12 protein-coding genes and 1 pseudogene are annotated in these 14,525 nt (G+C 70.9%); 8 read left to right on the plus strand and 5 right to left on the minus strand.

The window, feature by feature from the left end:
• Nucleotides 1-1,808, minus strand: a 1,808-nt coding sequence (locus L0P92_RS33520) for an ABC transporter permease subunit (RefSeq protein WP_234766821.1), incomplete at its 3' end; no start/stop codon positions are given.
• A gap of 11 nt (nt 1,809-1,819) precedes the next feature.
• The gene (locus L0P92_RS33525; RefSeq protein ID WP_234766822.1) at nt 1,820-2,296 is read right to left on the minus strand and encodes a hypothetical protein; all 477 of its coding nucleotides are present in this window, start codon (nt 2,294-2,296) and stop codon (nt 1,820-1,822) included.
• Nucleotides 2,297-2,451: 155 nt separating this feature from the next.
• On the opposite strand from L0P92_RS33525, the gene L0P92_RS33530 reads away from it, so the two are divergent.
• The 4 genes from L0P92_RS33530 to L0P92_RS33545 all read left to right on the plus strand — a co-directional run bounded on the left by L0P92_RS33530 (nt 2,452) and on the right by L0P92_RS33545 (nt 5,830).
• On the plus strand, nt 2,452-2,997 hold the full coding sequence (locus tag L0P92_RS33530) for an MTB12 C-terminal domain-containing protein (RefSeq protein ID WP_234766823.1): 546 nt from the start codon (nt 2,452-2,454) through the stop codon (nt 2,995-2,997).
• On the plus strand, nt 2,972-4,267 hold the full coding sequence (locus L0P92_RS33535) for an ABC transporter substrate-binding protein (protein WP_234766824.1): 1,296 nt from the start codon (nt 2,972-2,974) through the stop codon (nt 4,265-4,267). The genes L0P92_RS33530 and L0P92_RS33535 overlap by 26 nt, the downstream gene beginning before the upstream one ends.
• A gap of 71 nt (nt 4,268-4,338) precedes the next feature.
• Entirely contained in the window at nt 4,339-4,782 is a 444-nt protein-coding gene (locus L0P92_RS33540) for a hypothetical protein (RefSeq protein ID WP_308289780.1), read from the plus strand.
• A 7-nt stretch (nt 4,783-4,789) separates the two neighbouring features.
• Nucleotides 4,790-5,830, plus strand: coding sequence for a helix-turn-helix transcriptional regulator (locus L0P92_RS33545; RefSeq protein WP_234766825.1), 1,041 nt, complete (start codon nt 4,790-4,792; stop codon nt 5,828-5,830).
• Here L0P92_RS33545 and ctaD read toward each other — a convergent pair.
• Nucleotides 5,829-7,559: pseudogene (gene ctaD, locus L0P92_RS33550) on the minus strand (aa3-type cytochrome oxidase subunit I); the annotation flags it as partial. The gene L0P92_RS33545 and the pseudogene ctaD overlap by 2 nt on opposite strands.
• Before the next feature lie 313 nt (nt 7,560-7,872).
• Between ctaD and L0P92_RS33555 the strand changes: the two are divergent.
• Entirely contained in the window at nt 7,873-8,088 is a 216-nt protein-coding gene (locus L0P92_RS33555) for an I78 family peptidase inhibitor (protein WP_234766826.1), read from the plus strand.
• A 127-nt stretch (nt 8,089-8,215) separates the two neighbouring features.
• On the opposite strand, the gene L0P92_RS33560 is transcribed toward L0P92_RS33555, so the two are convergent.
• A complete protein-coding gene (locus L0P92_RS33560; RefSeq protein WP_234766827.1) occupies nt 8,216-9,253 on the minus strand; it encodes a phosphatase PAP2 family protein in 1,038 nt (345 codons plus the stop codon).
• Nucleotides 9,254-9,699: 446 nt separating this feature from the next.
• Here L0P92_RS33560 and L0P92_RS33565 point away from each other — a divergent pair, with 446 nt between their 5' ends.
• Entirely contained in the window at nt 9,700-11,301 is a 1,602-nt protein-coding gene (locus L0P92_RS33565; protein WP_234766828.1) for an MFS transporter, read from the plus strand.
• A gap of 195 nt (nt 11,302-11,496) precedes the next feature.
• Entirely contained in the window at nt 11,497-12,687 is a 1,191-nt protein-coding gene (locus L0P92_RS33570) for an acyl-CoA dehydrogenase family protein (RefSeq protein WP_234766829.1), read from the plus strand.
• A gap of 39 nt (nt 12,688-12,726) precedes the next feature.
• On the opposite strand, the gene L0P92_RS33575 is transcribed toward L0P92_RS33570, so the two are convergent.
• A complete protein-coding gene (locus tag L0P92_RS33575) occupies nt 12,727-13,164 on the minus strand; it encodes a cell division protein SepF (protein ID WP_234766830.1) in 438 nt (145 codons plus the stop codon).
• 322 nt (nt 13,165-13,486) lie between these two features.
• Between L0P92_RS33575 and L0P92_RS33580 the strand changes: the two genes are divergently transcribed.
• The coding region (locus L0P92_RS33580) for a DUF5685 family protein (protein ID WP_234766831.1) at nt 13,487-14,525 on the plus strand (1,039 nt) is incomplete at its 3' end.

Raw genomic sequence — 14,525 nt, forward strand, 5'->3', positions numbered from 1 at the left:
GCCGTCAGGCGGCGACCCGGCCCCCGCCCCGCACGCGACCGCCACGCCTCGTACGGGCCCCCGGGAAAGCGGCCCACCAGCACCGCCAGTACGCCGATCAGGGCCGCCGCCACTCCGCCGCGCGTGCCCGCGTCGAGGCCGACCAGGAGGGCTGCGGCGGCCAGGGCGCCGAGGGTGCTGTCGGCGCCGAGGACGATCACGGCGGCGAACCAGAGGAGGCCGCGGACGGGGTCGTAGGCGGAGGGGTCGAAGGCGCGCAGGCCCATGCCGAGCAGGCCGCCGCCCAGGGCCGCCAGGGCGGCGCCCGAGACGAAGGCGAGGAGCTTGAGGGCGGGGACCTGGACGCCCGCCGCGGATGCCCCGGACTCGTGGTCGCGCATCGCGGCCAGGGCCCGGCCCGTGCGGCCCCGGCGCAGCAGCCAGGTCGTGCAGAGGGCGGCAGCCAGGAGCAGCAGCTCCAGGACGTAGTACGCGCGGTCGCCCTCGAAGCCCGTCGGGCGGCCCAGGGACAGGCCCGAGATCGCGTACGGCTGGGCGAAGACGAAGCGGCTCACGCCGACGCCGACCGCGAAGGTCACCAGCGCCAGCGCCAGGCCCCGGCGGCTGATCGCGGGCCAGCCGGTGAGCAGGCCCAGGGGAGCCACCAGGACGACCGCCAGTGCCAGGGCCGCCAGCTCCGGCAGGCGCGGCAGGCCGGGGAAGCGGCCCGCCGCCAGCAGGGCCGTGAACAGGGCGCCCAGGCCCGCGTACGCCGCCTGGCCGAGGGAGATCTGGCCGCCGCGGCCCGTGACGACGACCAGGGAGAGCAGCACCACGGCCAGCGCCGGTACCTGCACCGACGTATGCAGGTCCGAGCCCGCGAAGCCGAGGGGGAGCAGGAAGAGCACGACCGCCACGATCCAGGCGCCCGGAGGCGTCGGGACGCGCGCGGTGGCCGTGCGGGGGAGGGCGTCACGGGTGCCGACCCGGGGGAGGGCCAGGGCGGCGATCAGCAGGGCGACGACGAAGAGGTTCGTGCTGATGGCCTGGAGGAGGGGTGCGGCCCAGCCCGAGGGGTGCAGGCGCGTCAGCTGGCTCTGGGCGACCCCGATCGTCAGTGCCGCCGGCACCGCGACCGGGAGGCTGCGCATCCTGGCGGCCACCGCGACCGCGACCACCTCCATGACCAGCAGCGGCATGCCGTACGGGTCCAGACGCACGTACGGGGCCAGCAGTACGCCCGTCAGGCCCGCCGTGAACGAGCCGAACGCCCAGCCCGCCGCCGCCACCCGGTCCGCGTCGATGCCCCCGAGGACGGCCAGCTGCCGGTCGTCGACCACGGCCCGCAGTTCCCGGCCGAAGCGCGTCCAGCGGATGACCGCTGTGACACCGGCCGCCAGCAGCAACGCCACCGCCAGCTGTCCCCAGGGATCGGCCGAGACCAGCTCCGGCGCGTCGTCCCGCGCCCCCTGGCCCCACAGCAGGACCGCGCCGCCCACCAGCAGCACGAACACGCCGATGGACGCGACCAGGGTCTGCGCCGGGTCGCCGCCCAGGATCGCGAGCGGCCGGAAGACGAACCGTTCCAGCGCCACCCCGATGCCGGGCGCGAGGACCAGCAGCGTCACCGTCGCGCCCGCCCACAGCGGCCAGCCCCACTCGACCACGCACTGCCGCAGCGCGTACGCGCACACCATCGCGATGGCGCCGTGCGCGAAGTTCAGCACGCCCGTCGCCCGGTAGGTGACCACCAGACCGATGCCGGTGAGCGCGGCGGCGCTGCCGACCGACAGACCGGCCAGGGTGAGGTCGTACGTCAGCGAGGACATCGTCGTCCGCTTCAGTCGTCCGCCTCGGCGGGCTCACAGATCGGGCACGGGCCCAGTTCACCGCTCCTCACCAGCTTCGCGTCGACGGGCACGGCCTCCGCCTTCCCGGCGACCAGCGGGCAGTCCGCGCGATGCCAGAGGGTGCCGCCTGGCACCATCAGCAGGTCCCCGCTGACCGCCTGCGGCGCCGCGGCCGCCGGTCCGGAGTTCTCCGCGTCGGCCGGCTCCACGGCCACCAGAAGGCCGTACAGCTCCTCCACGCGCGCGGCGGCGAGCGCGCCCCGGCCGTGGGTCAGCAGTACCGAAGCGGCGATGATCAGCGCGGCGCCGGGGACCGTGCAGGACGCGAGATACGGCAGCTGCCGCTCGGCGAACCGCTCGCCGGACACGCCGTACCAGCCGATGACGCACAGCACCGCGCCGGCGGCGAGCGCGGCCCAGCCGGCCCACAGGACGGGGTGCACGGTCCGCAGTCGCACTGTCCGCATCGCTGGCTCCCACACGTCGGTTTTCGGCGCACGCACATCGGGTTCGGTGCATGTACCTGTCCATGTCAGCCAATGGCTTGCACTATGCCTTCTGCAAGCTGACCCTGAAAGCACCGGGCGCACCCAGCCCGGATCGACACCCGGTGGTGAGCCAGATGGTTCTCGGGAGCGACGTCAGGCGGAGCAGCACACTCAGGGGACGGGGGGCCGCACCGGTGGCCGCCCTGATCCTCTTCCTCGCCCCGGCCCTCGCCGCGTGCAGCGACGACGAGGGTGGCGGCGGCAACGCTTCGCCGCCGGCACCGACCGTCGAGCGGACGACCCCGGCGGCCACGGCACCGGCCGACGCGGGGGCGGCCGAGACGGAGATCAAGCAGAACTGGCAGAAGTTCTTCGACCCGGCGACGTCCACGGAGGAGAAGCAGGCCGTGCTGGAGAACGGCGACCGGATGGGGCCGGTCCTCCAGGCGTTCAGCGGGGACGAGCGCGGCGGGCAGGTCGAGGCGAAGGTCTCCAAGGTCGAGTTCACCTCGCCGACCGAGGCGAACGTGACCTACGACCTGACACTCAAGGGCGCGACCGCCCTGCCCGACGCCTCCGGGACCGCGGTCGAACAGGACGGCACCTGGAAGGTGTCCGTCAAGACGCTGTGCGCGCTGGTCCAGATGAGCGGCAATGGGTCGCCGATCCCGGGGTGCTGAGGCGGCGATCGTCGTGATGCTGCTGGCTCTGGGCACGGCGTGCGGCAGCAGGCTGCCGGAGAGCGACTTCGAGCACCGCGACCGCGGCAGCTCACCGGCGCCGCCCGGCGACCGCACCCCGATCCGGGTCGGCGTCATCGCTGGCGCCACCAGCCCGGTCGGCGGCAACGCCTTCACCGGCCCCCGCGATGGCGCCAAGGCGTACTTCGACCGCCTCAACGCGCGCGGCGGCATCGACGGCCGCCAAGTCGAGGTGCGCGAGTGCGACGACGGCGGCAGCGGCGTCGGCAACAACGAGTGCGTGCACCGGCTGATCGACGAGGACGAGGTCGTCGCCCTGGTCGCCACCACCGCCCTGGACTACGCCGGCGCCTCCCGCGTCGCACGCGCGCGCGTGCCCGACATCGGCGGCCAGCCCATCGGGTCCGCCTACGACACCTACCCGCACCTCTACGGCATCTACGGCAGCCTCGCACCCCGCGACGGCACCACCGGATGGGACGGCAAGCAGTACGGCGGCACCGAGGTCTACCGCTACTTCAAACGCGAGCACGGCGCCCGTACGGCCGCCGTCGTCTCCTACAACCAGCCCGCGTCCGCCGCCTACGCCCGGCTCGTAGAGCGGGGACTGAAGGCCGAGGGCTACAAGGTCGTCACCGAGCAGGTCGACTTCGCGCTGCCCAACTTCCGCGCGGTGGCCGCCGATCTGAAGGAGCAGGGCGCCGACCTCGTCTTCGACGCCATCGACACCCACGGCAACGCCCGGTTGTGCGAGGCGATGGACGACGTCGGCGCCGAGGTCACCGCCAAGGTCACGAACGTCCAGAACTGGACGTCCACCGTCGCCGACGACTACAAGGACGCCCCACGCTGCCGCAACGCCCTGTGGGCGACCGGGTCGTCCCGCAACCACGACGACACGCGGCAGGCCGCCGTACGGGAGTTCCGGGACGCCACCAAGGGGCTGAAGACGCACTCCCAGTGGCAGTTGGAGGGCTGGGCGGCGGCCAAGTGGTTCACGGACGCGGCGAAGTCGTGCGCCGGACAGGGCATCACGCGCGCGTGCGTCGACGACTTCATGAACCGCAGCCAGGGATACACCGCCGACGGCCTGCTGATCCCCGTCAGGTTCGAGCGGCTGGCCGAGCCGCCGAAGAGCCGCCGGAGCTGTCTGTCGGTGGCCCGTTGGGAGGACGGCCGGGGCTGGATCTCCCAAGGAGACATGAACAGCACATGCTTCGAGGTGCCGCAACTTTCGTACGAGCCGTGACGGGCAACCAAAGGGCCGTATCGCCGGTCCAACCGTGAGAGCCCACAGAGCCGAGGGAGGAACCGCAGCGTATGACGCCCGTGCCGCAGGCAGCACCACTGCGCGCCGACTGCATCGCGGATTCGGCCGGCGGACTGACCTTCGACGTCACGGCGGCCGGGGCCACCGAGACGGCCCACCTGGTCCTGCGCCACCGCGAGGGCCACGAAGAGGTCACCCTGCCCCTGACCCCGGCCACACAAGGCCGCCTACGCGCCGCCCTCCCCAGCAGCGTCGCCCTCCCGGAGGGCCACTGGGACGCGTACGCGCGCGTGACGCAGGGAGAGGCTCACCGCTTGGCGCCGGGTGCCATGAAGGTGGACGCCCTCGCGTCTCGAGTCCCGTACGAGACACGACAAGGCAACCTGAGCGTCGAATGCCGGTTAGAGGCAACGCCCCCAAGGGGCGCGGGGAACTGCGCGACCAGCCACAATAAACCCGCACTCGCCCGCGAACCCGTCCCCCCGAGCTACTAGGCGCCCCATGTTGGACACGTCGGCCAGACTCCTGCGGCTGCTCTCCCTCCTCCAGTCCCACCGAGAATGGTCCGGAGCCGCACTCGCCGACCGCCTCGGCGTCACCCCACGCACCATCCGCCGAGACGTCGACCGCCTACGCGAACTCGGCTACCCGGTCAACGCCACCCCCGGCACCGGCGGCGGCTACCAACTGGGCGCCGGCGCCGAACTGCCACCCCTCCTCCTGGACGACGACGAGGCAGTCGCCGTCGCCGTAGGCCTGCGCACCGCCGCCGGCCACGGCATCGAGGGCATAGGCGAGACCTCCGTAAGGGCCCTCGCCAAACTGGAACAGGTCCTGCCGAACCGGCTGCGCCGCCGCGTGGGCGCCCTCAACGCCTTCACCGTGCCGATGCTGCGCGGCCCCCAGCCCTCCACCGTCGACCCGGCCGTCCTGACCGAGCTGGCCAACCTCTGCCGGGACTCCGAGCGCCTCAGATTCGAGTACCGCGACCACGAGGGCGCCCCCACCCGCCGTACCGTCGAACCGCATCGCCTGGTGTGCAGCGAGCGCCGCTGGTACCTGGTCGCCTGGGACCTCGACCGCGAGGACTGGCGGACGTTCCGCGTCGACCGCATCACGCCCAGGCCCCCGCACGGCCCGCGCTTCACCCCGCGCACCCCGCCCGCCGAGGACCTCGCCGCGTACGTCTCCCGGGGCGTCTCCACGCACGCGTACGCCTCGCATGCCGTCATCCGGCTGCTGGTGCCCCTGCAGGAGGCCGCCGAGCACATCTCACCGTCCGACGGGCAACTGGAGGCGGACGGCCCCGACAGCTGCCTGCTGCGCACCGGCGCCGGAAGCCTCGATGTGATGGTGATCCATGTGATGCTGATGGGCTTCGAGTTCGAGGTCCTGGAGCCGGCCGAGCTCGTGGCGCGGATCAGGACGGCTCACGGCCTGCTTGCTCGCTCCTTGGCTCGGGCTGCGGAGCCTCCAGCGCGTGCGCCGGATGATGCAGGTCGAACGCCGGGGACTCGGAGCGGATCCGCGGCAGCGCGTTGAAGTTGTGCCGCGGGGGCGGGCAGGAGGTGGCCCACTCCAGGGAGCGGCCGTAGCCCCAGGGGTCGTCGACCTCGACCTTCTTGCCGTACTTGGCGGTCTTCCAGACGTTGTAGAGGAACGGCAGCGTGGACAGGCCGAGCAGGAACGCGCCGATCGTCGAGACCGTGTTCAGCGCCGTGAAGCCGTCGGCGGCGAGATAGTCGGCATAGCGGCGCGGCATGCCCTCCGCGCCCAGCCAGTGCTGCACCAGGAACGTGGTGTGGAAGCCGACGAACAGCGTCCAGAAGTGGATCTTGCCGAGCCGTTCGTCGAGCATCTTCCCGGTGAACTTCGGCCACCAGAAGTGGAACCCGGCGAAGATCGCGAAGACGACCGTGCCGAAGACGACGTAGTGGAAGTGGGCGACGACGAAGTACGAGTCGGAGACATGGAAGTCCATCGGCGGGGAGGCGAGGATCACCCCGGTCAGGCCGCCGAACAGGAACGTCACCAGGAAGCCGGTCGCCCACAGCATCGGTGTCTCGAAGGACAGCGAGCCCTTGATCATGGTCCCGGTCCAGTTGAAGAACTTCACGCCGGTCGGCACCGCGATCAGGAAGCTCATGAAGGAGAAGAACGGCAGCAGCACCGCGCCGGTGACGAACATGTGGTGCGCCCACACCACGATCGACAGACCGGTGATCGCCATCGTCGCCGCGACCAGCGTCAGGTAGCCGAACATCGGCTTGCGCGAGAAGACCGGGATGATCTCGCTGATGATGCCGAAGAACGGCAGCGCGATGATGTACACCTCGGGATGCCCGAAGAACCAGAACAGGTGCTGCCACAGCAGCGCACCGCCGTTGCCCGCCTCGAACACCACCGAGCCGAACCGGCGGTCCGCCTCCAGCACCAGCAGGGCCGCGGCCAGCACCGGGAACGCCATCAGGATCAGGATCGACGTGAACAGGGTGTTCCACACGAAGATCGGCATCCGGAACATCGTCATGCCGGGGGCGCGCATCCCGATGATCGTGGTGATGAAGTTGACCGCGCCGAGGATCGTGCCGAAGCCCGCCAGCGCCAGGCCCATGATCCACAGGTCGGGGCCGATGCCGGGCGAGCGCTCTAGGCTGTTCAGCGGCGCGTAGGCGAACCATCCGAAGGAGGCCGGGCCGTCCGGCACGATCAGCGAGCCCATCACGATCAGCCCGCCGAACAGGAACAGCCAGTACGAGAACATGTTCAGCCGCGGGAAGGCCACGTCCGGGGCGCCGATCTGGAGCGGCATCAGCTCGTTGGCGAAGCCCGCGAAGGTCGGGGTCGCGAACAGCAGCAGCATGATCGTGCCGTGCATGGTGAACAGCTGGTTGAACTGCTCGTTGCTCAGCAACTGCATGCCCGGCCGAGCCAGTTCGGCCCGCATCAGCAGCGCCATGACACCGCCGGCCAGGAAGAACAGGAACGACGTGATCAGGTAGAGGTGGCCGATCTTCTTGTGGTCGGTGGTGGTCAGCCAGTCGACGACCACACGGCCGCCGGGCTGTCGGCCTCGCATGGGTCGTGCCGTCGCCGGTACGGTCTGCGTCCCCATCGCTCGCTCGCCCCTTCGCTCGTCGCGCCCCGGGCCCGCTGAAGCCCGCGCCGCACGCGCCGACGCGAGCTCACGCCATGATGCTCGCGTCGACGGCGCTCCGACAGGGGGCGTACGGGGTTTCTGTGTCGGAACCATGTATTTTCTGTGCGGCATCGGATCCCGCGGCCCGCACGCCCGCCGCGGCGGCACCCAATGTCGCGGCGGCGGGAAAAGGGGTCGGCGGCAGTTCCCGGGGAACTTTTCCTCCGGGCTATTGGCCGGGTCGGCGCGACACGCGGAAATTACGATCGAATGCCTGCGGAAGGCCTAGGGAACCGCCCGTCCGTGTGACGAAGAGTGGTCGAAACGCGTGTCGTGATTCTGTGACAAAAGCGTGACCCGAGAGGTACGTGTGACCTGGATGGCCGCTACAAAGGTTCTCTGTCCGCTCTGGCCGGAACCCGCGCCCAGGCCCTAGCGTGGCGGCATGGCACCCATTCCGAATCCCCCCGCCGAACCGCAGGACAGCCCGGACACTTATGTCGGTCTGGACGCCGACCGGGCCGAGCGACTCGCCCGTGACCGGGGGTGGCCGACGGTGCGTTCGCTGCCGCCGGGGGCGATCATCACCATGGAGTACCGGAGCGGTCGCCTGAACTTCGAGGTGAAGGACGGCCAGGTGGCGCGGGCCTGGAAGGGCTGACAAACGCCGACGAACGGCCGAAGGGCCGGTTTCAGCGGAAAGGCCCCGGCTCCTGTGGAGGAGCCGGGGCCTTCGCCGTGCGGACCCGCGGGGCGGTTGTGCGTACCGGGCCCCGCCGTCCGGGCGGTCAGCCGCCCGTGAGAGGGCGGGCCGTCTGGGCCGCGCCGCGTGGGATGCGGTCCGTGTGCGGCGGGCGGCGGCTGCCGGCCGGGGTGACCGGGGTGCGCTCCGCGCGGGCCGTGTGCGGGCCGGGGGCCAGGTAGGCGGGCGGATGGACGGCCGGCCGGGGCGAGCGGGCCACGGGGGCCGCCTCGCGTGCCGCGGCCTCGTCCTCGGCGCCCACCGGACGCGGCTTGAGCAGCACCGGGGCCTCGACCGGGGCGGCCGGCAGGGCTGCCGTGGCGCTGCGGCGCTCGCGCCAGCGGTCGCGCAGCTCGAAGATCCAGGCCTCGGACCGGGCGATCAGCGGCTCGAACCACGGCAGGGCGAGCAGGATGAGCAGTCCGGCGGCCCAGCCGAGCAGCACATCGCTCAGCCAGTGCGTACCGAGGTAGACGGTGGACAGGCCCACGCCCAGCGAGGTCACCGCCGACAGGGCCGACAGCCAGCGGCGCGCTCTCGGGGTCGAGGCCAGATAGGCCAGGATTCCCCAGGTCACCACGGCGTTGGCGGTGTGGCCGCTGGGAAATATATCGCCGCCGAGCCACATCTCGTTCGAGCCGACCGTCGTCGCGTAGTGCGGTCCGAGGCGGCCCATGCCGATCTTGGCGGCGCCGACCGTGACGTTCAGCAGCAGCAGCGAGACGCCGAGCGCGAGCAGCGGGCGCAGTGTGTGCTGTCGCCAGGAGCGCCAGCCCAGCCAGGCCGCGATCATCACGGCGGTCGGGCCGCGCTGGCCGAGCACCACGTAGTAGTCGATGAAGGCGTGAATCTCGGCCCACTGCTGGTACGGCCGGAAGAACATGACCTGCCAGTCGAGCCGGACCAGCCAGGAGGTGATGACGATGGCCCACACGATGGCCGCGTAGAAGGCCAGGGTCGATGCGAACAGCACGATCCTGTGCCGCGTCATCCGCGGCACATCGATGTGGGCCGGGCGTTCCGGCTCCCGGTCCAGCCTGGCGAAGACCCGGTCCAGACGGGTCAGCTTTCGTTCGGTACGCACCCAATCGACGTTACAGCGAGTGAGCGCAGTTCAACGGCGATTCCACGGCTTTGTGATGACGATGTGATGTGGGATTCCTCTCAGGCGACGGTTTATTTCCAAGGAATCCGTAATCATCCGGGGCTACCTCCTTCAATTCCTTTGATCATTCCGGCGGTCCGTTTTTCACTGCTTATGAATTCGTTCACCGAATGCTGGGGCGGACTTCTCCTGAAGCTCACCGTCCGGAGTGGGGTCGATCAAGGAACCGTGTGGCGTACGCCACACGCGTTCGAGGGGAGTCTGAGAGGTCCGCCACTCGGCACCGAGACGGACTCGCGTACTCTGACGAGTCACTCGCCCTTCGTAGCGTGGGCCGGAGACCACCGCTCCTCTCCGGCCGGGCCACGGGGAGTCCCCACCCCGTGTGACCGCCGGGGGCGAGGGAACATCTGGGAGGTACGTACATGTCCGGGACGACCACGGCTGCCGCTGCGCTGCGCCGTCGGGCGGCCGGGGCCGGTGCAAACCGCTGGGTCGTCCTCGTCGTCCTCTGCGTCAGCCTGCTGCTCGTCGCGGTCGACGCGACCGTGCTGCACGTGGCCGTGCCCGCCGTCACCGAGGACCTCAGGCCCGGCGCGATAGAGCTGCTCTGGATCGTCGACATCTATCCGCTCGTCTGCGCCTCGCTGCTGATCCTCTTCGGCACGCTCGGCGACCGGGTGGGCCGCAGACGAGTCCTGCTCCTCGGATACGGCCTCTTCGGCCTCGCCTCCGGCCTCGCGGCCCTCGCGCACGACCCACAGGTACTGATCCTGGCCCGCGCCCTGCTCGGCGTCGGCGGCGCGATGATCATGCCCGCGACGCTGTCGATCCTGCGCCAGGTCTTCCCCGACCGGCGCGAGCGGGCCCTGGCCATCGGCATCTGGAGCGCCGTGGCCGCGGTCGGCGCGGCGGTCGGACCGCTGCTCGGCGGCTTCCTCCTCGAACACTTCTGGTGGGGCTCGGTCTTCCTCGTCAACATCCCGCTGATGCTGGTCAGCCTTCCGGTCGGACGGCTGCTGCTGCCCGAGTCCAAGGGCGACGGCAAGGGCCCCTGGGACGTCGTCGGCGCGCTGATGGCCGCGGCCGGGCTGTTCGGCGTGGTGCTCGGCGTCAAGCGGCTCGGCGGCGGGGAGCAGGTGGCCAGCCTGCTCACCCTGGTACCGCTGGTGGCCGGCGCGGCGCTGCTGGTCCTCTTCGTACGGCGACAGCGGCGCCGCGAGTATCCGCTGGTGGACCTGCGGATGTTCGCGCGGCCGGCGTTCAGTACCTCGGTCGGGTGCATCGTGCTGGCGATGCTCGCGCTCGTGGGTCTTGAGCTGATCGCGGCGCAGTATCTGCAGCTGGTCCTGGGGCTCTCGCCGCTGGAGACGGGGCTACGGCTGCTGCCGCTGACCTTCGCGGCGATGGCGGCCGGGCTCGCGGGCGCGCGGATGCTGCGGCGGTTCGGGCCGCGGCGGATGGTGTGCGCCGGGTTCGTCCTGACGGCCGTGGCGGTGCTGCTGCTGACGGCGATGGGCGGCGAGGACAACCCCGCGCTGCTGCTGTCCGGATTCGTACTGCTGGGCTTCGGGCTGGAGACGACGCTCTTCGGGGCGTACGAGTCGATGCTGAGCGAGGCTCCGCAGGACCAGGCCGGCGGGGCGGCGGCGATCGGCGAGACCTCGTACCAGCTGGGCGCCGGGATCGGCATCGCGCTGCTGGGCAGCGTGATGAACGCGGCGTACGCCCCCGGGCTGGCGAACGTGTCGGGTGTTCCGGCGTCGGCCTCCGCGGCGGCCTCGCACTCGCTGGGTGAGGCGTACGAGGTCGCTGCGCGGCTGGGCGGGCCTGCGGGGGTGGCCCTGCAGCGGGCGGCCCGGGACTGTTTTGTGCACGGGCTGCATGTGACGTTGCTGGTGAGTGCGGGGTTGTTGTTGCTGGGGGCCGTGATGGCGTTGCGGTTGCCGCGGGCGATGCAGTGTGAGGCGCCTGCGGTGGAACTGCCCAAGCCGAGGGAAGTCGTGGAGTCCCGCGTCTCCGCCTGAACAGCCTTCGCCCGCCCACGCACCACCCGTTTCCCGTTCATTGACGGGTGGACCTCTCCTGTGGGGGCTGATCGCCGTCGGCGGCTTGCGGTCCGTGGCATGTCGCGCACTGGACGTGCGGGACACTCCGTCGTAGCGTCTGGCCCAGAGTCGTAACTAGCGCTGCTAGTTTTAGTCGCCGCCGGAGGGTGTCACATGTCCGCGTCCTCGAAGTTGCCCCCGTTCGACCCCGCCGATCCCCTCGGCATCGACGACCTCCTGGAACCCGAGGACCTGGCGATCCGGAGCACCGTGCGGGCGTGGGCGGCGGATCGGGTCGTGCCGTATGTCGCCGAGTGGTACGAGAGCGGTGAGCTGCCGGGGATTCGGGAGCTGGCGCGGGAGCTCGGGGAGATCGGGGCCCTCGGGATGTCGCTCAGCGGGTACGGGTGCGCCGGGGCCTCCGCCGTGCAGTACGGGCTCGCCTGTCTGGAGCTGGAGGCGGCCGACTCCGGGATCCGGTCGCTGGTCTCGGTGCAGGGGTCCCTCGCCATGTACGCCATCCACCGGTTCGGGAGCGAGGAGCAGAAGCAGACCTGGCTGCCGCGCATGGCCTCCGGCGAGGTCATCGGGTGCTTCGGGCTGACCGAGCCCGACCATGGCTCCGACCCCGCCTCCATGCGGACGTACGCGAAGAGGGACGGGTCCGACTGGGTGCTCAGCGGGCGGAAGATGTGGATCACCAACGGGTCCGTCGCCGGGGTCGCCGTCGTGTGGGCGCAGACGGAGGAGGGGATCCGCGGGTTCGTCGTGCCGGCCGACAGCGCCGGGTTCTCCGCACCGGAGATCAAGCACAAGCTGTCGCTGCGGGCCTCCGTCACCAGTGAGCTCGTGCTGGACGACGTACGGCTGCCGGCCGATGCCGTGCTGCCGGAGGTCGTGGGGCTCAAGGGGCCGCTCAGCTGTCTCTCGCACGCGCGGTACGGGATCGTGTGGGGTGCCATGGGGGCGGCGCGGTCCTGTTTCGAGGCCGCCGTCGACTACGCGAAGACGCGGGAGCAGTTCGGCCGGCCGATCGGGGGCTTTCAGCTCACCCAGGCCAAGCTCGCCGACATGGCGCTCGAACTGCACAAGGGGATTCTGCTCGCCCATCATCTGGGGCGGCGCATGGACGCCGGCCGCCTGCGTCCCGAGCAGGTCAGCTTCGGCAAGCTCAACAACGTCCGCGAGGCCATCGACATCTGCCGTACGTCCCGGACGATCCTCGGTGCCAACGGGATCTCGCTCGAATACCCGATCATGCGGCACGCGACCAACCTCGAATCGGTGCTCACCTACGAGGGCACCGTCGAGATGCACCAGTTGGTGCTGGGCAAGGCGCTCACCGGACTCGACGCCTTCCGGTGAGCCCACCAGGAGGGGGCAGGGCCGGTGGACGGCCCTGCCTCAGCTCTGGTTGTAGAAACCGTCCTCGCGGTGGGTCGCACGCTCACCGCTGATGATCTCCGTGTCGGCCGGGGTCAGCAGGAACACCCGGTTGGACACCCGGTCGATCGAGCCGCGCAGACCGAAGATGAGGCCGGCCGCGAAGTCGACGACACGCTTGGCGTCGGCGGGCTCCATGGCCGTGAGGTTCATGATGACCGGCACCCCGTCCCGGAACAGCTCACCGATGGCGCGGGCGTCCCGGAAGCTGTCCGGGGTGACCGTGCCGATGCGGCGGCCCTTCTCCTCGGCGACGTCCGTGGCCACCTTGACCCGCGGATCGGTCACCCAGGCATCCCCGGGCTCGGTCCCCTCGGAGTAGTCGTCGTCGTAGTAACGCTCGTCATCGTTGTCGTCAACGAGGCCCAGCCAGGCACTCGCCTTGCGCACCGATCCCATGGACGCCTCCTCTCACAGCGGTCTCTCTTCCATTCCGCATCCCTATGGTCATCCATGATGCGGACGTCGCGCCAAGTGGATAGACGCCGCGCGGGGGGTTTGTGACGGTACTGGTGCACAGCGAATACGTCGAGAGCCCGTGTACCCCAAGGGGCATGCCACGTACGGCTGCTGACTGTGAGTGAAATATGATTCTTCACGGCGTATGGGTGATGTGAGGTGCGTACGGGTGAACGAGCCCGCCGTGGTGTTCACTACTCCGCTCGGTACGATGCGCCAGCTCAGCGTCGCGTGGACGCCGTAGGAACCTCGGGGGAGCGTCATGTTCGGAATGGTCAGGCCCTGCCGTCATCGGCTCGGAGAGAAGCTCACCGGCCAGTGGATGGCGCATTTGTGCGGGCTGTGCCTCGCGCTGCGCTCGGACCACGGCCAGTTCGCACGGATCGTGACGAACTACGACGGCCTCCTCATCTCCGTTCTGACAGAGGCTCAGGCCGGTCAGGACAGCGGACTGCGGCGTACGGCCGGACCGTGTCCGCTGCGCGGTATGCGCACCGCGTCCGTCGCGCAAGGCGAGGGCGCCCGACTGGCCGCCGCCGTCTCGCTGGTGCTGGCCTCGGCCAAGGTGCGTGACCATGTGGCCGACGGCGACGGGCTGCTGGCCCGCAAACCAGTGGCGCTCGCCGCGCGCCGGGTGGCCACCGGCTGGGGTGCGGCGGGTGCGCGGAGCGGCTCGGCCGTAGGGTTCGACACCGCCGTACTCGTCGACGCCGTGGACCGGCAGATCGGCATCGAGACGCTCGCCGGGATCGGGACGTCTATCCTCGCCGTCACCGAGCCGACCGAGACGGCGACCGCCGCCGCCTTCGCGCACACCGCGGTCCTGGCCGGACGGCCGCAGAACGCCGAGCCGCTCGCCGAGGCCGGGCGCCTCTTCGGACGGCTGGCACACCTCCTGGACGCCGTGGAGGACCGGGTCGCCGACGCCGAGTCGGGTGCGTGGAACCCGCTCGCCGCGACCGGTACCTCGCTCGCCGAGGCGCGACGGCTCGCGGACGACGCCGTGCAGGGGGTGCGGCTGGCGCTGCGCGAGGTCGAGTTCAGGGATGCGTCGCTCGCGCATCTGCTGCTTGTGCATGAGCTGCGGCGCTCGGTGGACCGGGCGTTCGGCACGGTGGCCGCTTGCGCGGCGCATCAGCCGGGGGGCGGGGCGTATGGGCAGCCGCCGCAGCAGAGGCACGGGCAGGGGCAGGGGCCGTATGGGGTGCCGCAGAATCCGTATGCCGGTGGCGGGAATCCGTATGCCGGCGAGAACCCGTACGCCGGGGGCGGGGGCGTGCCCGGTGGAGGCGGAGGTGGTG

Source organism: Streptomyces muensis (genome assembly GCF_021474425.1).
Lineage (GTDB): Bacteria > Actinomycetota > Actinomycetes > Streptomycetales > Streptomycetaceae > Streptomyces > Streptomyces muensis.

Excerpts from the sequence above, each read along its gene's own strand:
- L0P92_RS33575 (WP_234766830.1), bottom strand. The coding sequence starts at position 13,164 with ATGGGATCGGTGCGCAAGGCGAGTGCCTGGCTGGGCCTCGTTGACGAC.
- L0P92_RS33555 (WP_234766826.1), top strand. The coding sequence starts at position 7,873 with ATGGCACCCATTCCGAATCCCCCCGCCGAACCGCAGGACAGCCCGGAC.
- L0P92_RS33525 (WP_234766822.1), bottom strand. The coding sequence starts at position 2,296 with ATGCGGACAGTGCGACTGCGGACCGTGCACCCCGTCCTGTGGGCCGGC.
- L0P92_RS33570 (WP_234766829.1), top strand. The coding sequence starts at position 11,497 with ATGTCCGCGTCCTCGAAGTTGCCCCCGTTCGACCCCGCCGATCCCCTC.
- L0P92_RS33545 (WP_234766825.1), top strand. The coding sequence starts at position 4,790 with ATGTTGGACACGTCGGCCAGACTCCTGCGGCTGCTCTCCCTCCTCCAG.
- L0P92_RS33530 (WP_234766823.1), top strand. The coding sequence starts at position 2,452 with ATGGTTCTCGGGAGCGACGTCAGGCGGAGCAGCACACTCAGGGGACGG.
- L0P92_RS33535 (WP_234766824.1), top strand. The coding sequence starts at position 2,972 with ATGGGTCGCCGATCCCGGGGTGCTGAGGCGGCGATCGTCGTGATGCTG.
- L0P92_RS33540 (WP_308289780.1), top strand. The coding sequence starts at position 4,339 with ATGACGCCCGTGCCGCAGGCAGCACCACTGCGCGCCGACTGCATCGCG.
- L0P92_RS33565 (WP_234766828.1), top strand. The coding sequence starts at position 9,700 with ATGTCCGGGACGACCACGGCTGCCGCTGCGCTGCGCCGTCGGGCGGCC.